Origin of the sequence: Acidaminococcus massiliensis (assembly GCF_900095825.1) — a bacterium.
Classification (GTDB): domain Bacteria; phylum Bacillota; class Negativicutes; order Acidaminococcales; family Acidaminococcaceae; genus Acidaminococcus; species Acidaminococcus massiliensis.
Genome location: NZ_LT608315.1, coordinates 1045707 through 1067839, shown reverse-complemented (window position 1 = coordinate 1067839; position 22133 = coordinate 1045707). Strand labels below are relative to the sequence as shown.

At 51.3% G+C, this 22133-nt stretch carries 20 protein-coding genes, 2 tRNA genes, 1 other RNA gene and 1 other annotated feature; of the genes, 6 read left to right on the top strand and 17 right to left on the bottom strand.

Features of this window, described 5'->3' with window-relative positions:
• Positions 1–13 precede the first annotated feature (13 nt).
• From BQ2657_RS05285 to dnaX, 5 genes are all read right to left on the bottom strand, one after another.
• On the bottom strand, positions 14–412 hold the full coding sequence (locus BQ2657_RS05285; protein WP_075579686.1) for a GtrA family protein: 399 nt from the start codon (positions 410–412) through the stop codon (positions 14–16).
• A gap of 1 nt (position 413) precedes the next feature.
• Positions 414–659 carry a pro-sigmaK processing inhibitor BofA family protein gene (locus tag BQ2657_RS05280; protein WP_075579685.1) on the bottom strand — a complete coding sequence of 82 codons (246 nt, stop codon included), beginning with the start codon at positions 657–659 and terminating at the stop codon, positions 414–416.
• A gap of 68 nt (positions 660–727) precedes the next feature.
• Complete coding sequence (recR, locus tag BQ2657_RS05275; RefSeq protein ID WP_075579684.1) at positions 728–1324, bottom strand: recombination mediator RecR; 597 nt, start codon at positions 1322–1324, stop codon at positions 728–730.
• Positions 1325–1339: 15 nt separating this feature from the next.
• A complete protein-coding gene (locus BQ2657_RS05270; RefSeq protein ID WP_022487406.1) occupies positions 1340–1672 on the bottom strand; it encodes a YbaB/EbfC family nucleoid-associated protein in 333 nt (110 codons plus the stop codon).
• Positions 1673–1708: 36 nt separating this feature from the next.
• Positions 1709–3694 (bottom strand): DNA polymerase III subunit gamma/tau, encoded by a 1986-nt coding sequence (gene dnaX / locus BQ2657_RS05265; protein WP_075579683.1) that lies wholly within the window; start codon positions 3692–3694, stop codon positions 1709–1711.
• A 186-nt stretch (positions 3695–3880) separates the two neighbouring features.
• Between dnaX and BQ2657_RS05260 the strand changes: the two genes are divergently transcribed.
• Together BQ2657_RS05260 and ffs are read left to right on the top strand one after the other, a co-directional pair.
• A tRNA-Ser gene (locus BQ2657_RS05260) sits at positions 3881–3971 on the top strand.
• A gap of 52 nt (positions 3972–4023) precedes the next feature.
• An RNA gene (gene ffs / locus BQ2657_RS05255) (signal recognition particle sRNA small type) lies at positions 4024–4123 on the top strand.
• A gap of 101 nt (positions 4124–4224) precedes the next feature.
• Here the strand turns inward: ffs and BQ2657_RS05250 are convergent.
• The 4 genes from BQ2657_RS05250 to BQ2657_RS05235 form a co-directional block, all read right to left on the bottom strand.
• Positions 4225–5625: an FAD-binding oxidoreductase gene (locus tag BQ2657_RS05250; RefSeq protein ID WP_075579682.1), complete on the bottom strand. Its 1401-nt coding sequence runs from the start codon at positions 5623–5625 to the stop codon at positions 4225–4227.
• A 93-nt stretch (positions 5626–5718) separates the two neighbouring features.
• Positions 5719–5806, bottom strand: a tRNA-Ser gene (locus BQ2657_RS05245).
• A gap of 23 nt (positions 5807–5829) precedes the next feature.
• Positions 5830–6309 (bottom strand): tRNA adenosine(34) deaminase TadA, encoded by a 480-nt coding sequence (gene tadA / locus BQ2657_RS05240; protein ID WP_075579681.1) that lies wholly within the window; start codon positions 6307–6309, stop codon positions 5830–5832.
• A gap of 57 nt (positions 6310–6366) precedes the next feature.
• The gene (locus BQ2657_RS05235) at positions 6367–7290 is read right to left on the bottom strand and encodes a homoserine O-succinyltransferase (protein ID WP_075579680.1); all 924 of its coding nucleotides are present in this window, start codon (positions 7288–7290) and stop codon (positions 6367–6369) included.
• Positions 7291–7336: 46 nt separating this feature from the next.
• Positions 7337–7568: a binding site (T-box leader), on the bottom strand.
• Positions 7569–7697: 129 nt separating this feature from the next.
• Here BQ2657_RS05235 and BQ2657_RS05230 point away from each other — a divergent pair.
• Positions 7698–8360 carry a Crp/Fnr family transcriptional regulator gene (locus BQ2657_RS05230; protein ID WP_075579679.1) on the top strand — a complete coding sequence of 221 codons (663 nt, stop codon included), beginning with the start codon at positions 7698–7700 and terminating at the stop codon, positions 8358–8360.
• 85 nt (positions 8361–8445) lie between these two features.
• On the top strand, positions 8446–9114 hold the full coding sequence (locus BQ2657_RS05225) for a uracil-DNA glycosylase family protein (protein WP_075579678.1): 669 nt from the start codon (positions 8446–8448) through the stop codon (positions 9112–9114).
• A 9-nt stretch (positions 9115–9123) separates the two neighbouring features.
• Here the strand turns inward: BQ2657_RS05225 and BQ2657_RS05220 are convergent, their stop codons facing one another.
• Together BQ2657_RS05220 and BQ2657_RS05215 are read right to left on the bottom strand one after the other, a co-directional pair.
• The gene (locus tag BQ2657_RS05220; RefSeq protein WP_075579677.1) at positions 9124–10206 is read right to left on the bottom strand and encodes a metallophosphoesterase; all 1083 of its coding nucleotides are present in this window, start codon (positions 10204–10206) and stop codon (positions 9124–9126) included.
• 15 nt (positions 10207–10221) lie between these two features.
• Positions 10222–10614 carry a fluoride efflux transporter FluC gene (locus BQ2657_RS05215; RefSeq protein WP_075579676.1) on the bottom strand — a complete coding sequence of 131 codons (393 nt, stop codon included), beginning with the start codon at positions 10612–10614 and terminating at the stop codon, positions 10222–10224.
• A gap of 264 nt (positions 10615–10878) precedes the next feature.
• Here BQ2657_RS05215 and rlmD point away from each other — a divergent pair, with 264 nt between their 5' ends.
• Positions 10879–12255 (top strand): 23S rRNA (uracil(1939)-C(5))-methyltransferase RlmD, encoded by a 1377-nt coding sequence (gene rlmD, locus BQ2657_RS05210; protein WP_075579675.1) that lies wholly within the window; start codon positions 10879–10881, stop codon positions 12253–12255.
• Positions 12256–12292: 37 nt separating this feature from the next.
• Positions 12293–13855 carry a nitrite/sulfite reductase gene (locus BQ2657_RS05205; RefSeq protein WP_075579674.1) on the top strand — a complete coding sequence of 521 codons (1563 nt, stop codon included), beginning with the start codon at positions 12293–12295 and terminating at the stop codon, positions 13853–13855.
• A gap of 103 nt (positions 13856–13958) precedes the next feature.
• Here the strand turns inward: BQ2657_RS05205 and BQ2657_RS05200 are convergent, their stop codons facing one another.
• Genes BQ2657_RS05200 through BQ2657_RS05170 form a run of 6 tightly spaced genes read right to left on the bottom strand, consistent with a single transcriptional unit; the run spans position 13959 to position 21860 of the window.
• The gene (locus BQ2657_RS05200) at positions 13959–15899 is read right to left on the bottom strand and encodes an aromatic amino acid lyase (protein ID WP_083236183.1); all 1941 of its coding nucleotides are present in this window, start codon (positions 15897–15899) and stop codon (positions 13959–13961) included.
• Positions 15896–17098 carry an aconitase X catalytic domain-containing protein gene (locus BQ2657_RS05190; protein WP_075579673.1) on the bottom strand — a complete coding sequence of 401 codons (1203 nt, stop codon included), beginning with the start codon at positions 17096–17098 and terminating at the stop codon, positions 15896–15898. Before BQ2657_RS05190 ends, BQ2657_RS05200 begins: the two co-directional genes overlap by 4 nt.
• 17 nt (positions 17099–17115) lie before the next feature.
• Positions 17116–18039, bottom strand: a complete 924-nt coding sequence (locus BQ2657_RS05185) for a 3-hydroxyacyl-CoA dehydrogenase family protein (protein ID WP_083236182.1) — start codon at positions 18037–18039, stop codon at positions 17116–17118.
• Between the two features lie 39 nt (positions 18040–18078).
• Positions 18079–18621 carry a hypothetical protein gene (locus BQ2657_RS05180; RefSeq protein WP_075579671.1) on the bottom strand — a complete coding sequence of 181 codons (543 nt, stop codon included), beginning with the start codon at positions 18619–18621 and terminating at the stop codon, positions 18079–18081.
• 30 nt (positions 18622–18651) lie between these two features.
• The gene (locus BQ2657_RS05175) at positions 18652–20286 is read right to left on the bottom strand and encodes a sodium:solute symporter family protein (RefSeq protein ID WP_075579670.1); all 1635 of its coding nucleotides are present in this window, start codon (positions 20284–20286) and stop codon (positions 18652–18654) included.
• A gap of 17 nt (positions 20287–20303) precedes the next feature.
• On the bottom strand, positions 20304–21860 hold the full coding sequence (locus BQ2657_RS05170; protein WP_198524518.1) for an HAL/PAL/TAL family ammonia-lyase: 1557 nt from the start codon (positions 21858–21860) through the stop codon (positions 20304–20306).
• Positions 21861–22133 lie beyond the last annotated feature (273 nt).

The window sequence follows — 22133 nt, the reverse complement described above, 5'->3', positions numbered from 1 at the left end:
CTATGATTTCCTTTTACTTGGCATAAATCCATTGCTTCCTGGAAAAATAATTCCAAATGGTCACCAGCGCAGAAGCTGCCACCTTTGATTCCATCACCGGGAAGCCCAGCCCCCCGACAAAGATCCGCATCAGCAGTACGTTGAACAGGAGCCCCAGGGTAGAAACCACCAGGACCAAGGAAAATTCCTTGCTTTTGCTGTACCGCACACCGCTGGTGAAAACCCAGATATTCGTAGCCACGTAGTGGCATACCGTAGAGCAGAGATAAGCCGCTGCCGTTGCCAGGAGATAGTTCCATCCCCAGCAGCGGTTGAACAGATAGACCAGTCCCCACTCAAACAAAGCAGCCGTGCCCCCGATGCAGAGATAACAGAGGACACGGATCTTTTCATTCTTTGATTTTTGCAGCATTTCAGTGCCCCATCAGCTGGTAGAGCAACATCAGCACCACCCCGGGGACGCCAAAGAAACCGGCCACCAGGGCGGAGATAAAATGGATGGGGATCGTGACGCCGAAGATTCCTCCCAGCAGGTTGAACAGCCACAACAGGACCACCCCGCAGATGCCGTTCCACAACAGTTTCAGAGACAGGGAGAACATATTGATGACCAGGAACAGGACAACCAGCGCTGCCCCTCCTACCAGCCATATTTCCATGATATTCGACCGCCTTTCCAGAATTTCCCGTTTTGCTGCCCGGAGAGAAGCCCGTTTCTCCGGAAGTGTCAGATTTCCCGCCGGTTCTCCAGGGCCTTGTACAGGGTCAGTTCATCGGCATATTCCAAATCACCGCCCACCGGAAGCCCATGGGCGATCCGGCTCACCTTGATCCCTGTGGGACGGATCAGTCCAGCCAGATAATTGGCCGTAGCTTCTCCTTCCACATCTGAATTGGTAGCGATGATGACTTCCTGCACATCTCCCTTCTGGAGCCGGAGCAGCAGTTCCCGGATCTTCAGCTGATCCGGTCCCACACCGTCCAGGGGAGACAGGACGCCGTGGAGCACATGGTACAGTCCCTGATAGCCCCGGGTCCGTTCCATGGCAGCCACGTCCTGAGGCTGTTCCACTACGCACACTAGGCTCCGGTCCCGTTCCTTGTCCTGGCAGATTTCGCACAGGTCCCCTTCGCATAGATCGAAGCACTGGCGGCAGAGATGGACATGATCCTTCACATCCAGCAGGGCATTGGCCAGCGCCTCCACATCTTCCCGTTTCATATCCAGCACATGGTAGGCCAGACGGAGAGCCGATTTGGAACCGATCCCCGGCAGTTTCCGCAGCAGTTCGTGGAGCCGCGCCAGAGGTTTTACCATCCGCATGCCTGGGACCGCTCCTTAGAACATCCCGGGCAGTTTCAAGCCGCCAGTGACTTTGCCCAGTTCTTTTTCCGTCATTTCATCTACTTTTTTCATAGCATCGTTCACGGCCGTGACAATCAGATCCTGGAGCATTTCCACATCTTCCGGGTCCACCGCATCCGGAGAAAGGGTCAGGCTGACCAGGTTCTTGTTACCGTTGACCACAGCTTTGACGGCTTCTCCGCCGGCAGTGCCTTCCACTTCCCGTTCCTTCAGTTCTTCCTGGAGTTTCGTCATCTCACTCTGCATTTTCTGGACTTTTTTCAGCATGCCCTGCATGCCGTTCATTGCCATTCCACCTTTGAACATTCTGTTTCCTCCTCATATCCTCAAAAGGATTTTTCTTTATTCTTTATACACTTCACCGCCGAAGACCTGCATGGCTTTTTTCACACCTTCCGGGAGTTCTCCCTGTTTCACTGGTTCTGGGGCGGGATTTGCTGCAGCTGCTGCCGGCTGAGGTTCCTGCCTGCCCGAAGGCAGAGAAGGTGCCGCATCAGCCGGCGGTTCGTCCGGCAGCGGGATGTCTTTTGCCGACGGGTCCGGCGGTACCGGCGCGGGTTCCGCCGGAGCAGGGGCCGGTGCCCGGAGTTTGTGCAGGGTGATTTCTCCTTCCTGCTGGACTACCTGGAGCCGGACAGCCTCTCCCGTGGTTTCTTTCAAGATGTCCTGGATCAGGGTCTTGAATGCCGGTTCCTCCAATTTTTCCTTTTCAAAGGAAGAATTGACCGCCAGGAGCAGTTCCCGATCCTGGCAGTCGGCCACCCGAGCCATTTCCGCATAGACCAGGAAAGTCCGTTTCCGCCGCCGTTTCAGCCCCTGGAGCACCTTCTGCCAGAGCTGTTCTCCCAAAGCCCGGCCGCTGCCGTCGAAGCAGGGTCCCTGGCCAACAGCGGGTCCGGCGGCTGCCAGTCCGGGGCGGGAGGCCGGAGCCGGGCGGGAAGCCGGAACCCCTGCCGCCGGAGCAGCCGGCTGGCTGGGCCTTTTTTCTTCCTTTCGGACTGCAGCCGCCATCCGGGCAAAGGCAGCCCGTGGATCCTTGGACTGCTGCGCAGCAGCCGGGACAGGTTCCCGGCGAACCGGAGAAGCAGAGCGTGCTGCTGGCGCCGACTGGACGGCCATAGGAGCCGGAGCGGATTGGACGGGGACAGCCTGACGGACTGCCGGCGCCGCTGGAAGCCCTCCCTGTTCCAAAGCCGCCACCTGTTTTTCCAGGCTGTCGATCCGAGCCAGGAGAGCTGCTTCGGTATTTCCTCGATTCTGACACAGATCGAACAGACACAGTTCTCCCACGATCTTTTTCCGCAGGGAATACTTGCTTTCTTTCACGGCTTCATGGAGCCGCTCCACAGCAGCGATGATTTGGCTGGAAGTAAAAAGAGACGCCGTCTGTTCCAAGGCTTCCCGGGTATCCGTCAGATAGATTTCCTGGTATTCCCGGTCTGCCTGGAACAGCAGCAGCGCTCGGAAGTACTCCATCATTTCTCCCAGGATCTGCTCCATTTCCTTTCCCTGTTCCAGCAGCTGTCCCAGGGTATCCAGGGCACCGGACAGGTCTTTCTGCCCAATCTGGACGACCAATTCCCGGAGCTTTTCCCGTCCCACCAGGCCTAGGACCTGGCGGACGGTCTCTTCCGTCACCTTGTCCGCCATGATGCTGCACTGATCCAAAAGGCTCAGGGCATCCCGCAGGCCCCCATCCGCCTGGATGGCCATCAGGCGCAGGGCTTCCGGTTCCGCCTGGATATGGCTGCCCTCGGCCACTTTTGCCAGATGGGTCGCAATCTCATCCACCGTGGCCCGGCGGAAATCGAACCGCTGGCAGCGGGACAGGATGGTATTGAGGATCTTCTGGGGTTCCGTGGTAGCCAGGATGAACACCACATGTTCCGGCGGCTCTTCCAGGGTCTTCAGCAGGGCGTTGAACGCATCGGTGGTGATCATATGGACTTCATCGATGATATAGACTTTATACCGGCTGGAAACCGGTGCAAAATAGACCTGTTCCCGGATCTTCCGGATTTCATCGATGCCCCGGTTGGAGGCCGCATCGATTTCGATCACGTCCCCTGATGTCCCCTCCGTGATTTCCCGACAGTTCTCACAATGGTTGCAGGGATGGGGCGTGGGCCCCTCTGCACAGTTGAGGGCTTTGGCCAGGATCCGCGCCGTACTGGTCTTTCCGGTGCCCCGCGGGCCGGCAAACAGATAAGCATGGGAAATCCTCCCTGTTTCCAGGGCATTGGTCAGGGCTTTCTTGATGGGAGCCTGTCCCACCAGATCATCGAAATCCTGGGGACGCCAGGTACGGTATAATGCAACGTAAGCCATCTTTCCCATCCTTTCTGTTTTGATCCTTTGCTATTATACCTTGTTTTTGGCTGGGACTTCAACTAGATTCTGAAAATCTCTCAAAAAACATCTTGACAACAGATTGTAAATTCGATATACTGTTACTCGCGGTTGTCGTTCAGACGGCTGTACAAACTGAATAGCTGTACATCAGCAATTCAACCTGGAGAGTTGTCCGAGTGGTTGAAGGAGCACGCCTGGAAAGCGTGTATACGGGATAACCGTATCGAGGGTTCGAATCCCTCACTCTCCGCCATTTTATCCAATCAGCCGCGTTGTGCGGCTTTTATTTTTCCGGCGGACTGCAAGAGTGGGTCCTGCGCAATGGAGGCCCGTGAACCTTGTCAGGTCCGGAAGGAAGCAGCAATAAGCGGATACCCCCATGTGCCGCAGGGGTGCCTGCCCTTGCAGCCCGCCGGGAAAATAAAGGAAAAAGAGCTGTCGCCCTTTGGGCGGCGGCTCTTTTTTGTCAACGGTCAACGATTGCTTCCCTGCACACAAGCAGGCCCTTAAAACACCTCCAGCACCTTCCCCGGGTTCAGGATATCCAGCGGATCCAGGGCCCGCTTGATGGTTTCCATCATGTACAGCTCTCCCGGATCCGCCAATTGGGCCAGCTGCTTCACTTTCTTGGCTCCGATGCCGTGTTCTCCGCTGAGCTTGCCGCCCAGGGCATAGATGTAGCCATAGGCCTTTGCGTGGAAGGCGTCCAGAGCCTCTTCCCATTCCCGGTCAGACAGTTCTCCCTTCAAGATGGCGAAGTGGAGATTCCCATCCCCGGCATGGGCCAGGGTAAACACCCGGAAGGGATACTTTTTTGCTTCGGCAGACAGTTCGTCTATGGCCTGGGCGATTTTGTCCAGGGGCACCACAAAATCGTCACTGGTCATCACCTTGCTCAGCACCCGGGCAGATTCCAAGCAGTTCTTCCGCAGGGTCCATACCCGGTCGTCGGCCATGGATACATCCGCCGCCCCATGGCTCCGGCATAGTCCGTCCAGTTTGAGCAGTTTCTTATCCAGTTCATCTTCATCGAAGCATTCCAGGGTCAAGATCACATAGGAACCATCCTCATAATGGCCCAGGTCCAGCTGGGAATAATCACTGGAAGCCCGGACGAAGGCATTGTCCATGAATTCCACACTGGTGGGGTCCAGTCCTTCCCGGAGCAGTACAGGAACGATGCCTGTGGCTTTGGCTTGGTCGGTGAAGACAGCCAATACATCGGCTTTATAGGGAGCCTGGGGCAACAGCTTCAGGGTCACTTCCGTGATGATGCCCAGGGTACCTTCGCTGCCGATCACCAGCTGATCCAGGCAGTAGCCGGTGGTATTCTTTTTGCTCCGGGTGCCCAGACGAGCGATCTGGCCATTGGGCAGCACCACTTCGATGGCGTGGACCTGGTTCCGGGTGGTGCCGTAACGGACGGCTTTGTCACCGCCGGCGTTGGTGGCCAGGTTGCCTCCGATCAGGCAGCTGTCAGCGCTGCAGGGATCCCCGGCATAAAAAAGTCCCTGTTCCCGGGCAGCCTGCTGGACCGCTGCTGTACGGGCCCCAGCCTGGGCCACCAGGTACATCCCCTCCGGATCCACCTTCAGGATCTTGTCCATCCGTTCCATCAGGAGCACCAGGCCTCCGCACACAGGAATGGCCCCATCGGATACACTGGTACCTCCGCTCCGGGGCGTCACCGGGAACTGTTCCCGGTTGGCCAGTTTCAAGATGGAGGAAATCTCTTCCGCAGAACCGGGAGCCGCCACTGCTTCCGGCAGATGGAACTTCCGGGGATCGGTTTCTTCATCGGTTTTGTACTGTTCCAGATGATCCGGATCGGTCCAGACATACTTCTCTCCTACAATGCTGCGCAGTTCAGCCAGAGCTTCTCCGGTAATGGGTTGATACGTTTTCATGCTTCTTTCCTTCCTTTGCGGCCGCCATGCCTGCAGCCTCCACAGTTTTTATACAGTAAAAAGGGGCTGCTGCATGCGCAGCAGCCCCATGGCTGGCGGATGGGGAGGGATTCGAACCCTCGGTACCTTGCGGTACACTTGATTTCGAGTCAAGCACCTTCGACCACTCGGACACCCATCCATGAGAATTTTATTATACCATACTTACCGCCGTGCTTTCAAAAAATCTTGTAAAATTTTCCGACACTCCTGTTCCAGCACCCCGGCAGTGACGGCTGTCCGGAAATTCAGGGAAGCATGGGCGGGCAGATTGAACTGGGATCCACAGGCCCCGGCCGCACTGTCCCAGGCCCCGTACACCACCCTTCCCAGGCGGGCGTTCCAGATGGCACCGGCACACATAGGGCAGGGTTCCAAAGTCACATACAGGGTAGCATCGCTGAGGCGCCAGCGCTGGAGCAGCTGGCAGGCCTGCCGGATCACCAGGAGTTCCGCATGGGCCGTGGCATCCCTGTCCTGTTCCCGGCGGTTGTGGTCCCGGGCCAATACCTGGCCCTCCCGGACCAGGACGGCTCCCACAGGGATCTCTCCCTCCCGGGCTGCCTGCCGAGCTTCTTCCAGGGCCATTTCCATGAAGCGTACATCGGTCTGCCCGGCAAGAGAGTTCTTTGCCGTTTGCTCCATTTTTGAACCTCCTTGTAAGTGTGAGCAAATGGTGCACAATAACGTGCAGCAGCCCACCTACTCCCTCTTTGTCAGCTTGTGCAAATCGTAAGGCGTATCCTGGTACACCACATTCAGCCAGTTCAAGTAGAACAGATGGACATAACTGCACCATTTGAACAAAGGTTCCTGGGTGGTATCATCGGTGGGATAATAGTGCTTGGGCAGGGAGGGATCCAACCCTTTTTCCCGGTCCCGGACGTATTCATCCCGAAGGGTCATCCGATCATATTCAAAATGGCCCATGACGAAGATCCTCCGCAGGTCTTCCGTAGCACAGATGTTGATACCGTTCTCCACACTGCGGCTGAGGACCTGGAGATCTGGAGTGCTGTAGACTTTGGCGTCATCCACCGTGGTATAGCGGGACTGGGGGATGAAGTACCGGTCATCGAAGCCCCGGAGCAGAGGATGGTTCCGGACGGTGAGCCCGTAGGGATAGATACCGCAGAGTTTCTGGGGGAACATGATCTTCGGCACATCATAGTAATAGTACAGGCCGGCCTGGGCACCCCAACAGTAGTGGAGGACGGAATATACGTGGCTCCGGGCCCATTCCAAGTATTCTTCGATTTCTCCCCAGTATTCCACATCCTCGAATTCCAGTTTTTCCACCGGTGCCCCAGTTACGATGAGACCGTCATAATACCGGTCCTGGATATCGCTGAATTCCAGGTAAGCAGATTCCAGATAGGAATTGTCGGTATGGGTCCCCACCCGGCTCACCGGCCGGCAAAAATCGATTTCCAGCTGCAGGGGAGAATTGCCCAAAAGCCGCAGCAGCTGCAGTTCTGTCGGCTTTTTCAACGGCATCAGGTTCAGGATCAAGATTTTCAAAGGACGGATATCCTGGGTCAGGGCCCGGTCGTTGTCGATGGTGATGATATTTTCTTCACGCAGTTTTTCCTTGGCAGAAAGATGGCTGTCGATTTTGATTGGCATAGCGCTCACTCCTTTATTTTCTCGAACAAAAAAAGCTCCCGCCCCCTGCAGGGACGAAAGCATCGTGGTACCACCCGGCTTCGCCTGGCGAACCAGGCCTCTCGAGCACGCGAAAATTCGGATGCTCCAGTGCTGTAACGGGCACTCCCGGATGACCTACTGCTGTTCAATCATCTGCTCCAAGGCCATGTTCCCTTTCTCCGCCGCTCTTCCTTTCACCCCAGTGGAAGCTCTCTGTGCCGGCCTGCAAAAGGTACTCTTCTTTTCATCGCAGGTATCTCTATCAAATTGCTTTCAATTTAGCACAGAAAATTCCTTTCGTCAAGTCCTTCTTCCCCTTGCATTTCCAGGAAATTGGTCTTATACTGGGGACAGTATTAATGTTGTTTTAACAACGGAGGAGAATCATGGATACTGCATTCTTGGCCAAAACGGCCTTATTCAAAAATGTCCCCCCAGCCGAAATCGAAGTCCGGATGCACTGTCTGGGCGGAGTGGTCCGGTCTTATCAAAAAGGCTCCTACATCCACTATGCAGGAGATGTGGTCCATACGGTCAGCATGGTCCTTTCCGGGAAAGTCATCATTGAAAACGACGATCTGTGGGGCAACCGGAACCTGCTGGGACAGATGGGGCCCGGAGAACTGTTTGCGGAAGCCTATGCCTGTGCGGAAAATGAGCCCCTGCTGATCAACGTACTGGCGGTGGAAGACTCCACTGTCCTGATGATGGATCTTTCCAAGGTCTTCCATACTTGTTCCCGCAGCTGCCCCCAGCACCAGCAGATCAGCGACAACCTGCTCCATATCCTGGCCCGGAAAAATCTGTCCCTGGCCCGGCGTATCCTCCACACCTCTTCCAAATCCATCCGAGGGCGGGTCCTTTCTTATCTGTCCTTCCTGGCTGCCCAGCAGAAGAAAAAGATCATCACAGTCCCCTTCAACCGGCAGCAGATGGCAGACTATCTGAGCGTAGACCGGAGTGCTCTCAGCAACGAACTGAGCAAGATGCAGAAAGAGGGCATCCTGGAATACCACAAGGAAAGCTTCAAGCTGCTGAAAGAGGAGTAAAAGGCTGTCAATGGTCAATGATCAATGGCCGCTGGATGCCGGCTTTCTGTTCTGCCGGCGCTGAATGAAAAGGAGCGATATTGTCATGAAACAAATGGAGCTTACAGGAGAAATCCTGCCGGGGATCCCGGTGGAGGTGCATCCTTTTCCGCCTTTCCTGCCGGCAGGGGCCCGGGTGCTGATCCTGGGTACTTTTCCTCCTGCAGCGGAAAAACGGGCTATGGATTTCTATTACCCCAATTTCCAGAATGACATATGGCGGATCATAGGAATGGTGTATTTCAAAGACCCGGACCACTTCCGGAAAGGGCAGGCCAAGGCTTTTGATGCCGCAAAGATCAAGGCCTTCCTAAGCCAAGCCGGGATCGCCCTGGGGCCCACTGTGCTCCGGGCCCAGCGGCAAAAGGGCAATGCCTCGGATAAATTCCTCCATGTGGTGGAAGAAGCGCCGCTGGCCGCCATGCTCCAGCAGATTTCCAGCTGCCGTCAGCTGATCACCACCGGAGAAAAAGCTACAGAAATCGTCCTCCACCAATGCACCGATCCCCCTAAACTGCCCCGGACCGGGACCTCCCTTCCCATTGTCCTGGATGGACGGGAACTGCTCCTGACCCGCCTGCCTTCCACCTCCCGGGCCTATCCCATGAAGCTGGAGAAGAAGGCGGAGATGTATGGGGCGGTGCTGCTCCAGGCAGCACCGCCGGTCAGCAGTCAACGGTCAACTGTCAGCGGCCAAAAGAAAAAAGCAGATTGAGCATGCCGCTCAATCTGCTTTTTTGATGTCCACAACGACGATTTCCGGTTTGGGACCGATGCGGATGGGGACCCCCCAGAGGCCATAGCCGCTGGATACCGTGGCCAGCATCTGCCCCACCATTTCCGATCCATAATCCAAGAAGTACATTTTCCGAGTGATCAGCCGGTTGGGAGCCATCTGGCCGGCATGGGTATGGCCGGCAAAATACAGATCATATCCCCGCTCTGCTGCCTCTTGGATCCGCCGGGGCTCATGTTCCATAAACACATTGAATTTCCCCTGTTCCGGATGATAGGATGCTCTCCGGTCCCCGAACAGGTAATCATCCATTCCCGTCAGATTCAGCCAAGGATTCACGGCCTTGTTCTCATCCACGGCAAAACGGATGCCTTCTGATTCCAGGAGGGACCGTTCCACCGCTTCCGTGCCCATCCTTTTGTCATGGTTGCCGTAAACGGCATACACCCCGTCCCGGCTCTGGATCCGGGCCAACGGAGCCAAGCTGTCTTCCTGCTGGACAAAAGGAAGGTCCCCGTCCACCATATCCCCTCCCAGAAGGACCAGGTCAGGCTCCAAGCCGTTGATCCTCCGGACCAGGGTTTCTCCATAGGAGGTCCCGAAAAGACCGCCGAAATGGAGGTCCGACACAAAGACGATCCGGTAAGGACCGGGGATGGGTTTATCCGTTACATACTCCATTTTCCGGACCACCGGATGGAGGGCTTGCCAGCAGCCGCCTAAGACCAAACAGACAATGCCGGCCGCAAGGACCTGCGCTGCCCGGGGTGCCAGCAGCGGCCAGCGGCCCAGTTTCCCCGCCAAAAGGGCAGGCAGGAACAGGATCAGTCCCAGCACGGAATAATAGAGGAAGCCCATCCAGAGCCCGCCGGTCCAGGCCAAAAAACGGATGGCCGGCCGGGGCAGGGCATGGAGGTACACATTGCTGAGGACGAAACACAGAGGCAACAGCAAGAATATCCCCAGGGTCCAGAAGGGACGCAAAAAAGAAAGGCCTGTCCGGTACATGGCCCAGATGGCCGCGGAACCGCCCAGGCCCACAAGGAGCAGGGTTGCAAAAAAAGGTTTCACACCAACATCATTCCTTTAAAAAAATGTTTTTCCCGCCCAGAAAGCAAGGCTGGCTGCCAATAGGCCCAGTGTATTCTGGAGCAGCAGATAGAAAAACCCCGTAATATGTTCCCCATGGAGAAAGAAGTGCAGTCCTTCTTTGATAAAAGAAGAAAACGCCGTAAAACCGCCGATGAATCCCCAGTACAACAGCATGGCCCACTTGGGATGGGGCAGCTTGGTATACAGGAACGCAGCAAAGAAACCCACCAGGATGCATCCAAACGTATTGACGAAGATCATCTCCCAAGGGAAGTCGTTCCCCCAGACTCCCTTCAGGGCAGCTGCCACCAGGTATCTCCCCACAGAACCCAGTGCACCGCCCAGAGCCACATAGAACAGCAGCAGTACATCCTCTTTCCACATCATAAACTTTTCCCCCTCATGGTATTTCCAGTAAGATCACGCCTCCCAGCTACACCCTTTTTCCTTGTATTTGAAAAAACGGGCGCTGCAACCAAACTCAGCGTCCTTCTATTTATATAATAGTAAAAACCTGTGATTTTGTCAATTCATTTGATTATCTCCCAGAATAAGGGACTTCCTGTCTTTTTCCTCTTTTCCCTGCCTTTTAGGGACTTTTCCCCAGGAAACATTGCGTCCATCCTGGGACAACGGTATAATGACAGTATTATGAAAGAGAATAAGATACCATTCCAACTCAAAGAGAATATCGAACTGACCATTACCGGGCTGGGCAGTTCCGGGGAAGGGGTGGGCAAAGTCAGCGGCTTTACCTTCTTCGTTCCCGGTGCTTTGCCGGGAGAACGGATCCAGGCCCAGGTGACCCTGCTGAAAAAAAGCTACGGTCAGGCCCGGCTGCAGAAGCTGCTGGTACCCTCTCCTGACCGGGTGGAACCGCCCTGCCCCGTCTATGCCCAGTGCGGCGGCTGCCAGCTCCAGCACCTTTCCTATCCGGCCCAGCTGGCTCTGAAACGCCAGACCGTAGTGGATGCCATGGAACGGATCGGCCATTTCACCAAACTCTGTGTCCAGGAGACCCTGGGTGCAGATGATCCTTGGCATTACCGGAACAAGATGCAGGTCCCTGCCGCCCAGGGACGGAATCATACCCTGGCCATCGGCTGCTATGCCCAAGGGACCCACCGAGTCATCGATGTGAAGGGCTGCCTGATCCAGCAGCAGGCCAACAATCAGATTGTCCAGACTGTCCGGTCCTGGATGGAAAAATACCGGATCCCCGCCTTGGAAGAAGATGCCCGCCGGGGCATCGTCCGGCACATTATGGGGCGAGTGGGAGTCCAGACGGGAGAAGTGATGGCTGTATTGGTGACCAACGAGCCCCAGGTCCCCCATCTGAAGGACCTGACCGCCATGCTCCGCCAGGAAATCCCCGGCTTCACCACCCTGGTCCAGAACATCAATACCCGGCACACCAATGTGATCATGGGACCGAAGAACAAAGTCATCTGGGGCCCCGGGGTGATCCACGACCGTCTGGGCAAATTCACCTTTGCCATTTCCCCCCATTCTTTTTTTCAGGTGAACACCCTCCAAGCGGAAAAGCTCTATGAAACAGCCCTCCAGTATGCGTCCCTCACGGGAAAGGAGAAAGTCATCGACGCCTACTGCGGTACCGGCACCATCACCCTATTCCTGGCCCAGAAAGCCCAGCGGGCCCTGGGCATCGAAATCGTGGCTCCGGCCATCCGGGATGCTCGGCAGAACGCCCGGGACAATCATGTGGCCAATGTGGACTTCCTATGCGGAGATGCAGCCAAAGAAATGCCGGAACTGGTCCGCCAGGGCAGCCGTCCGGATGTGGTGGTATTGGATCCGCCCCGGGCTGGCTGTGAACAGCGGGTGCTGGATGCCATTGCCAGGGTCCGTCCCCAGCGGGTGGTATACGTTTCCTGCAATCCGGCTTCCCTGGCCCGGGATGCGGCCATTTTACGGGACAAAGGCTTCGTGGTCCGGAAAGTCCAGCCCGTGGACATGTTCCCCCACACCAGCCATGTGGAAACAGTCTGCCTGCTGACCTTGAGATAAGAGAAGAAGGATATATTATTGAAGGAGGGATCCATCCTTGCTACAGATTTCTGAAACTGCCAAAGAAAAAATCCGCAGCCAATTCCCGATTTTCCAGGAAGCGGCCCATGCTTTTTATGCCAAAGAACTGCCTCCGGGCAAATATAAGGGGACTTCCGGGAAATTCGGTTCCTATGGAGAACGAGGCGCCAACAGCAGCATGCTCCGGCTCCGGTTTTCCGGCGGGACCATCAGCCAGGCCCACATGGCTTTCCTGGCCCAGGCCATCGACAGATACCAGGTGACCCTGGCCCACTTCACCACCGGGGAAGCCCTCCAGCTCCATCGTCTCCAGGAACAGGCAGTCCTGGGCCTGTATCAGGACTGCTTCGACCAGGGCATCTATTGTGCCGGTGCCGGCGGGGACAATCCCCGGAACATCACGGCCAGCCCTCTCCACGGAGTGGAAAAAGGCGAACCCTTTGACATGACCCCGGCCATCCGGGCTGCTTCCAGCTTTGTCATCAGTCTGATCCCGGAACTGAAGCTGCCCCGGAAGTACAAGATCAGCTTTTCCAACGGAATCGACAACGAAGGCCATGCCACCTTCAAAGATCTGGGCTTTGTAGCCCGTCCAGGCGGCACCTTCGACGTGTATGCCGGCGGCGGCTTCGGCGTCAACGGCAGCCGATTCGGAGTCCTCATCGATACCCAGGTGGATCCCCAGGATCTGTCCTGGTACATCCTGGGCTATGCCCGGGACGTATACATGAAGTATGGAGACTATCAGCACCGGGGTACGGCCCGTTCCCGGTTCATCTTGACCAAAATGGGTGAAGATCCTTTCCGGCAGGCTGTCCGGGACGCGGCAGCCCATTGCCGGGAAGAAAGGATCCCCCGGCTGGAACTGGAACCCATCCCGCCCCTGACCAAAGCCGGAAAAGACGATTCCGTCCTGACGGATCCCCGGATCCGCAGCCAGAAACAAGAAGGATTGTACTATGTGGAATACAAACCCCTGGGCGGTGTGCCGGATATCCAGGTGTTCCAGCAGCTGCTGAGAGAAGCCTCGCAGATGGAAGGAGCCCAGCTGCGGCTGAATGCGGACGAAACCTGCTACATCATCAACCTGACAGCGGAAGAAGCCCGGAAAATCGCAGCCCTGACAGAAAAAGACACAGCTCATACCGCCTTTGAACATTCCGTCAGCTGCATCGGTGCTACTGTTTGCCAGCAGGGACTGTGCGATTCCCACGGGACCCTGGCCCGGATTGCAGCATTCCTGAAGGAACAGGGCGTGGATACCCGGTATCTGCCCAAATGTCATTTTTCCGGCTGCCCTTCCACCTGTACCGTCCAGTCCCTGGCAGCGCTGGGCTTCCGGGGGGCCTTTACCCTGGTAAATGGCGAACGGGCCAGTGCCTTCCAAGTATACGCCGGCGGAAGCTATGCCTACGGAAAAGAAAAAATCAGCGAGCCCCTGGCCCTCATCGCCACCGCTCGGCTGCCCCGCTTTTTCCTGGATCTGAACCAGATCCTGCTGGATGCCGGAGAACCTTTCACCCAGTGGTATCCGGACCATGAGGAAGAGTTTCTGGAACTGTTGAAGGAATTTGCATGAAATTTGGTTTAAATAAGCAATCCGTCAAAGCTCTGCCAACACGGGAGAGTTTTGACGGATTGCTTATTTTTATAAAATGACGGAGTCTCGATTGCAAAACCATTCAGAGGCACTGAGCCAGATCATCCAAATTCTCAAGCAATTTTCCAGACTTGATGAGTGTATACGCTTTTTGAACGTCTTCCTGGATAGGGCGCAATCCATCCAGTGATGGAATGATTTTGCGGATGGTATCGTAGGCAGCCTGCGTATATCGACCAAGTCTAATATTTCCCCGCAGGTCCACAGCCTGCGCTGCATAGAGGGCTTCCATGCCCACAAGATAGCGCAGATTATCGACCAATTGCAGAGCTTTCGTTGTAACGAGAGGCAAATTGCTGGCATGATCTTCAATATAGCCTTCGATAGCAAAAAAATCTACGGAAGAAGGAGTAATAAGGAACCGGTTTTCCGCATCCAAAGCAGAAAAAGCATCCTGAATCTGGGAATACCCATAGGATTCTCCATTTCTCGGTGCTAAAAAGCGGGTTAGACCTGTAAAATCAGGGTCCGCCATTTTTATCATGCGATAATTAATCGTCCTGGACAGATGTCCCAAAGCGATGGAAAGCATCTCAACAGCCACCGCTAAGGATGTCGTTTCAAAATTTGATGTTACATACAGTTCCTGGGTTTCCGGGATGATGCAAGGATTATCAGACGGAGAATTGATCTGAATGGCAAGGAACTTCTTAACCACTTCCAACGCATCTATCACTGTACCTGTAATAGTAAAACCTCCCCGAAAGCTCAGAGAATCCTGAAGTGCTCGTTTGGAGTCTTTATCATATAGGTAACTGCCTTCCAGGAATTTTCGGCAGCGAGCTGCACATTTTTTCTGTCCCGGAAGCCCTCTCAGCTCATTTACATCCTGGCGCATGGCCTCGATGTTGCCATTCAACCCTTCATAATCCAGACAATAAACCAAATCAGACATAAAAAGTAAATCTTCAACTTCCTTTACCAAGATGGCTGTTGTACCTTCCCCCTGAGAATTGGAAAGCATAACCGTATGGGCATCTTTCAGCTGCCAATGATAGGGTTCTAGCCCTTCCTGTTTCATGGCCTCTCTGGCGCTTGTCTGCTGTCCCTTATAGTATACCTGGTTTTCTCCTGCAAAAGCCATCCCGATATGGGTAATGGTCGTAATATCAGCTTCCCCAACTGATCCACGCCGGGGCACACAAGGAGTTATTCCACGATTCAGAAATTCTTTATATAAGATAACAAGTTCGTCACTTGCACAAGAAGCTCCAATAAGCAGCGTGTTCAGCCGGATTGCCATCATCGCGCGTACTTCTTCTATTGTATTGTAAGGTGGATATCCCAATGCATGGCTATAAATGACTTTTCTGTTTTCTTTTTCAATGAGATTTTCTTCTACATTCCGATCTTTATTCCAGCCTACACCCCTATTATACCCGTAAATGGCTTTCCCATCATGAGCCAACCGTTCCATCGTTTCACGGCCCCGTTTGACTCGTTTCCATGCTTCTGCTTCGATTTCTACAGGATATCCCTCATAAGCAATGTGATACAAAGCCTGAAGGGTGAGCTCATGCCCATTTAAAAGAATTCTTTCCATTCGTTGACCCCTTTCCTCTATTTCAATTGTTTGTTTTGTTGTATCCAGACGAACGATATCTCCATTGTGGATTTCTCTGTAAAAAGAATGCTCTACTCGATCTACCATGGGTACATCCATAATGATAGCTGTAGAAACCAATACTGTATCCGGTTCTTCTACGATAAAAGCCCTCGGAGCAGTCCCATGCTTTTCCAATTGATAGAGCCCGTCCATTTGGACAACGGAACTGCCTTTGCCACCCGGAAATATCAATATCTTATCTTTCACACTGATTCCTTCAAGACAGTGACCCCGTTCCATTACTACACCATCTTCAGGGCGTACATGGTAGAAAAGGATCTGATCTGACGAAAGAAGGATTTCACCCTCAGCCTTACCTTTGGCTATTTCTCTGCAGGCAAACACATTTGTCATCATTCACATACCTTTCCTTGGATAGCCTCATGGATACATTGCTCCACATCCTGAACCGTCAGTGTCACCCCCGCACTTGTCATATAATAGGCTGCTTTAGGCGAATCTGTAACACCTAACATACCTTTGAGAAAGTGCCAGCAATTGACTTCATCCACACAAGTATGAGGAATTAACTTCCCGCCAAATCGGTAAAGATGGTCCTGCAGTCCATTTTTTTCTGCTTCTTCTATGACTTCAAGAGAAGTAAGGATATAAATGGGGACAGCCGCGGGCTTTGTAAGCAGACCTCCCACCCTCTCCACCTGGGAATACGTGTAATGCGGGCAGCCTAAAATACAGAAAGATATTTTTTCCCCGGATACAGGATGGCCTTTATCTCGCAAATCATCCAGATTTTTTTGCGTAATCTTAACCGTACGCAGCGGTTCTTTATTGCCAAAAGCATCCTTTTCATCTCTTACCAAAGGAGTCACCCCTGGTACGGCATAAATGTCATAGTTGCCAGAAACATTTAAAGAAGCACCCAAAGCAATCAGTGATTCCACAGGAATCGATGGAGGCAACCCAAAGAAAACGGGGTTGCCTCGTCCTATTTTCTTCCCGAGCATCCCTAGCAGAGCAAAGTCTCCCTCTTTCTCCAACCTAGCATCGACTTCAACCGCTATGGTTCCAAATCGATTTTTTTCAAAGAGCATCCCATATTCTGGAACGCATCCAGTGATGGCCGCACATAAGGCACTGGCGGCACTCTCCCGATTGGTTTTTGCTCCCAGGACGGCATTCACGAAAATTGTTGCACTGGTTTCAGAGAATGCACACACTTCATTTTTTCTCGGCTTGTTGCCATACAAGTAAGGCGTACAACAATAAGTCATCGTAGCACCAAGTGCTCTATACACCTGATCTACCCGTTCCATATGAGTCTTTGCTGTGTCCGAAAGGGTCGACGCAAATGTGCCCACAGAGTATCCTGGATTGACCGTTGGAGAGATTCTGCAGACTGCCCCAGCCGACAAAAGACGGCTGGCAAACCATAAATCCGCCTCCTGTGCACTAAGTGAAACATGCACTTTCTGGATAGGGACCATACGAGGTGCATCAAAGCATTTAGCAATTCCGACCTGAACTTCCATGGCGAGGGAGGCCCCTTTGCCATATACACCATCCAGCATTTTTTGCTGTTCATCCGTCAGAATCATCAATGATCTCTCCCTGTTCACTTATGTTTATCGACAGAAAGATTTCCTGCTTCTCTGTCGTACCCGGAGTAAAACCCTCTTCCTGATTTCATGCCCAACTGTCCTTGGTCAATCATTTCTTTCAATTTTACAGGCGGTTTGTCCCGTTCTTCTCCACTGGCTTCATAATAAGACATTTCAATATTATAGATTGTATCAAGACCGATGAGATCCATAAGTTGGAAAGGCCCAATATTGGTATTCCATTCGATTCGCCAACCACGGTCGAATTCTGCCGGATCCACATATCCATCAGCCCAAAGATGGAGACATTCTCGCTTAACAGCACGCCACACGCGGTTGATTGAATAGCCCTTGATTTCCTTTTCTGTAACGACAGGTTCGAATCCCAGCGTGTGATAATGCGCAAGGGCAGCCTTTTTTGTAGCCTCAGATGTACTGGCATTCCACATCATTTCAAGATAATTATTGCGGATAGGATCGTCGTGGTCGACTGAAAAAGTCCGTTTTTTCCGTTCCGGAGAAACACGTACATAAATATCACTCATAAGCAAGGAAGAAGTATTGGAATTGAGCAAACATCCAGTTGGACAAATTTTATCCAACTGCTCAAATACATCTTGTTTCAAAGCCAATTTTTCAGGGACATTCTCTACAACAAGTTCTGCATCCTGACAGGCTTCTTCCAAGTTCCTTGCATACCGGATACGCTTTCTTACCGCATTGGCTTCTTCTTCATTGATCCTACCTTCTTGGACGAAATAGGCCAGCCATTTTTCCACCTTCGCCTGGCAAGTCAGAATAGATTTTTCTGTCCGGCTGTATCCTGTAACCTGCTTACCGTATAAGGCATTTCGAAAAGCAATCATGGAGCCTTGTGTCCCAATGCCTACGACTGTCACATGTTTGATATTGTCAACTTCAACAGGAGTACCCATCATGATTCTTCCTTTCTTTGCAAACCAGTAAATCTACAATGGTTAAAAAGTCCTTTCGATAACATTCCCATCCGCTGGGATGGCAATGTATCGAACTTTTGTATTTTTCACAAGTTCTCCATAAAAAGCAATGTAATACGGTCGATAAATCGAACGAAGCTGCAAAACATCCAAGGTGACATAACTTCCAATCTGTCGTTTGACCATCCGTCCAGCCAATCTTTTAGCATTCTCGATCAGTTTTTCCTGGGGAATTTCTGTTGGCTGTATCTGGGTTGGATCCAAGATTTGCAGAACTTGTGTCTTTATCGGCTCTTCCAAATAAGCTGGAGTTCCTCTGGTCCCTTCTGCCAGCATAAGGATTTTTTGCTTACGGGGAAGAGAATCCTGCTGCTTAAAGATTTTTCGTAAAAAAGTATCCATATAAGTCATTTCAAAAGTAATTTCCTTGCTTTCGATATACATTAATTTCAACGTAATTTTCTTTTTCCCCAAAAGAAGGCGGCCTAAAAAGTTACCTCTTTTCTCGGCTACTTCCATAGCCTCTTCTTCGGCCATCGTCTTGGGTACCACTTGTATTTTCATGTTTCTCTCCCTATTAAGATTCCCCTCTCCTCAAGCTTTTCGTTTGCTAAATTCCCGTACTTCAAACCAATAACGGACAAACACACCAAACGTAATCAGCATGGCAATGCCTGGAGCCATGATGCCAACAAGGACATCGACCTGATGAACCATGCCATACCCAAAAATAATTGCCAAGACAGCATAGAGAGCGACCAAAGCTCCATCTACACCGAACCATTCCACCGGTTCAATCAGTTGTTCGCCAGCGGAACCAACAGAATCGTCACAATATACTTTCCCAAAACGGTTGCCGATTACATACGCTATAAAAGAAATAGGGAGCGCAATGAGGAGAGCATCTACCTTTCCGCCTAAAATGTCAACCGATATTGGAAAATAATTAAAATAGATCCAAGACAATGATCCGAAAATCATACTGGCTAGACCCCCAACATCAGTTTTTCTTGAATCAGAAAGGATTGCACCCAGTACTGGAACAAAAAGGCCACACATAGACAAGCTATTGATGAAAAGAAAAGCATCATATACAAGAGGAAAACTGAATGCCGTTCCGAGCCCAATGATTCCGAATATGATACAACTGATTCTTGTAATATTGATACTTTGTCTGTCCGACAGAGGATGTTTCCGATAGACATTGATAATGTCACGGGATACAATTTCTCCCCCAATCAAGAAATACGAATCAATCGTTGAAATGATGGCCCCCATGATTCCGAAAACAAAAAGGCCTCTCAAGACAACGGGCAAGTTGGAAAGGACAAGCTGCACATATGCAACTTCTGGCTGAATTTCCAGTCCAGGATGAATCGTGCGGATGAGCATTGCCGTAGTGATAAGTACCATATCGAAAGAAAGCCAGATGGAGAAACACATCAACATGGCCCGTTTGCCCGTACGGGGCGAATTGGCAGCAGTGAAACGTTGGTAAAAAGAGGGATCTTTATATACATTGATACACAATACAACGAGGCAAATAGCTCGTCCAACAGGTGTTCCTCCTAACGGAGTCAACATTTGAGGTGCGACTTGACTTAAGACTTGGTTAATTCCTGCAAATCCTCCTACCCCAAAGTAAACTTGAGGAAAAGCAGCACAAACAGAGGTAATCATCAGGAAAAAGAAAATCATATCTGTTACAGCTACACCCATAAGGCCACCTAAGCAAGTGATGCCAGTAGAAATAATAACTACCGCAGCTGCAACCAAAAATTTATTTGCATTCCAGGCAGCTACACCCACATAGCCCGTCGCTGCGATTTCTGCAATGGAAAGACAGGATACCACGAGGATAATGGCCCCTATCAAAGAAGCCGCCCTGCCATAATAGCGGTTGATCAATTCCGTCATAGTCGTATTTACTTTTACGGAAATACGAGGTGCTACCCAAAGAGCTAGAGGAAAACGGACTAGATGAGCACAAATGGACCAAATAAAAAATGCTGAGACACCCATTGTCGTTGCGTAGCCAATGGTTCCAATGACGCCAGCCCCGCCATACCAGGATGCTACAAGCGTCCCGACTGCCAAAGACCAGGGAATCGATTTGTTTGCTTGATAGAAGCTATCCATATTTCGAGAAGTTTTGCTAAAATGTTTTCCCACAAGAAATATGCCAATGACACATAACAGGACGGTAAGATTGTCAATAAAAGTTAACATACCCTTCACTTCCTTTTTTAAAATTGTAGTTTACCTGTGACGGTTTCCACCACATCTATATATTTTCTCTCTTTGATTTGAGTGGACACACTTTCAATTAAGGGGGTAAGCGGGGCATCTGTTTCCAATACAGGAACAGCTTGTCGTAAAAGCTGGTACACCTTCCCTGTAGCAGAAGATGGAGCAAGCATGTCATAACAGTCAAGAGCCTGCCCGTCACAGATAAGTTCAATGGCAATGATATATCTGCCCATTTGCATTAAATCATATGCTTTTTTTACCGCATTATATCCCATACTGATGTAATCTTCTTGGTTCGCACATGTGGTTAAATTATCCACTACAGCTGGATGAGAAAGGATCCTCATTTCTCCCAACAGACCTGCAGCAGTATATTGGATCATCATAAGGCCATCATTATATTCCGCATTCTTATTTAAAAAAGCAGGAAGTTCACTGACAAGACGATTTAATAATCTATCAATCCGGCTAGCAGACATTTTACACAAATCAGTAATAGCAATGGCAAGGAAATCAGAAGCCATTCCCAGATAAGAACCGTCTGCATTACAGCCCATGAGTGCAACAGCTTTGCCATCATTTTCTTCAAAGATCAAAGGATTATCTACAGAAGAATTTAATTCAACCTCCAGAGACTGTAATCCATCTTTAATTGCTTTTTTGACAGCTCCATGCAGCTGAGGAATACAGCGAATAGACAGCGCATCCTGTACACGATATCCACGATATTTGTCTACAATCTCGCTGTCCTGTAGAATAGCTCGCAGATTATAAGCTGTCATGCCTTGGTCCACGTGTGGTCTTACTTCCATAATACGGTCATCCATAGCCATTAAAGTACCTTTGAGCACTTCCAAGCTAAATGCACCACTAACATCTGCAGTCAACGCCAAAGTTGCTGCATCATATAGTGCAAGTGCAGAAAAAGTGGTTACAGAAGTCGTTCCGGAAACAATGGTCAATCCTTCTTTGGACGAAAGAACAGTTGGCTCAAGTCCAGCCTCAAGCAAGGCTTCTTTCCCACTTAACAGTTTCCCCTTGTACCAAGCTTTTCCTTCCCCAATAAGGACCATACCAATGTGGGCTTCAAGAGAAATATATCCAACGGAGCCATGTCCTGGAACCCTTGGAACAACGTTCCGATTTAACATTTCTTTTAAAAGTTCCAGTGTTTCCAATCTGATTCCCGTATATCCAGATCCAAAATGCAACAGCATTACAAACATCATGGCTCTGGTACACTCTTCATTGATTGTGTCCCCTACAGCACAGGTATGAGCAAGGATATGATTTCTCTGGATATGGATACGTTCCTCTTCAGGTATGAATTTTCTCCAGTTATCGCCTAATCCTGTTGTCACACCATAAATTGGGATTCCACCTTTACTAAAATCATCCACAAAATTCCGGCATTTTTGGACTCGTTGAACATATGCGTCTGAAAATGCAACTTGACTGTGATTTCTCGCCACAGAAACCAAATCTTCCAATGTATTCTTCCCGTTTAAAAGAATCCTATCCATTTCTTTTCCTTTCCAGTAAAATTCAACCATTTATACACTTCTACATTTTTATCTATATCCATTGCAAATATCTTGCCAAAATTGTAAATAAAAAATAGGGGCTGTGAAATAATAGCTCCATGAAAACGAAAGGGAGGGGGTGTGAATTTTTTCACACCCCCATCAAGTACCGGCACGCCTGAAATTCCCTGTCATACCGGTTTGTAAGTAAAATATGAAATTGAAAATGCATCGCTGCAAATGGATCGGTCAAAAATATATAATTTCCGAAAAAAATGACTTTATAGTGGGTCAACGTTAGAA

Coding starts and splice junctions, on each gene's coding strand:
- BQ2657_RS05285 (WP_075579686.1), bottom strand. CDS start 412: ATGCTGCAAAAATCAAAGAATGAAAAGATCCGTGTCCTCTGTTATCTC.
- BQ2657_RS05280 (WP_075579685.1), bottom strand. CDS start 659: ATGGAAATATGGCTGGTAGGAGGGGCAGCGCTGGTTGTCCTGTTCCTG.
- recR (WP_075579684.1), bottom strand. CDS start 1,324: ATGCGGATGGTAAAACCTCTGGCGCGGCTCCACGAACTGCTGCGGAAA.
- BQ2657_RS05270 (WP_022487406.1), bottom strand. CDS start 1,672: ATGTTCAAAGGTGGAATGGCAATGAACGGCATGCAGGGCATGCTGAAA.
- dnaX (WP_075579683.1), bottom strand. CDS start 3,694: ATGGCTTACGTTGCATTATACCGTACCTGGCGTCCCCAGGATTTCGAT.
- BQ2657_RS05250 (WP_075579682.1), bottom strand. CDS start 5,625: ATGAAAACGTATCAACCCATTACCGGAGAAGCTCTGGCTGAACTGCGC.
- tadA (WP_075579681.1), bottom strand. CDS start 6,309: ATGGAGCAAACGGCAAAGAACTCTCTTGCCGGGCAGACCGATGTACGC.
- BQ2657_RS05235 (WP_075579680.1), bottom strand. CDS start 7,290: ATGCCAATCAAAATCGACAGCCATCTTTCTGCCAAGGAAAAACTGCGT.
- BQ2657_RS05230 (WP_075579679.1), top strand. CDS start 7,698: ATGGATACTGCATTCTTGGCCAAAACGGCCTTATTCAAAAATGTCCCC.
- BQ2657_RS05225 (WP_075579678.1), top strand. CDS start 8,446: ATGAAACAAATGGAGCTTACAGGAGAAATCCTGCCGGGGATCCCGGTG.
- BQ2657_RS05215 (WP_075579676.1), bottom strand. CDS start 10,614: ATGATGTGGAAAGAGGATGTACTGCTGCTGTTCTATGTGGCTCTGGGC.
- rlmD (WP_075579675.1), top strand. CDS start 10,879: ATGAAAGAGAATAAGATACCATTCCAACTCAAAGAGAATATCGAACTG.
- BQ2657_RS05200 (WP_083236183.1), bottom strand. CDS start 15,899: ATGATGACAAATGTGTTTGCCTGCAGAGAAATAGCCAAAGGTAAGGCT.
- BQ2657_RS05190 (WP_075579673.1), bottom strand. CDS start 17,098: ATGATTCTGACGGATGAACAGCAAAAAATGCTGGATGGTGTATATGGC.
- BQ2657_RS05185 (WP_083236182.1), bottom strand. CDS start 18,039: ATGATGGGTACTCCTGTTGAAGTTGACAATATCAAACATGTGACAGTC.
- BQ2657_RS05180 (WP_075579671.1), bottom strand. CDS start 18,621: ATGAAAATACAAGTGGTACCCAAGACGATGGCCGAAGAAGAGGCTATG.
- BQ2657_RS05175 (WP_075579670.1), bottom strand. CDS start 20,286: ATGTTAACTTTTATTGACAATCTTACCGTCCTGTTATGTGTCATTGGC.
- BQ2657_RS05170 (WP_198524518.1), bottom strand. CDS start 21,860: ATGGTTGAATTTTACTGGAAAGGAAAAGAAATGGATAGGATTCTTTTA.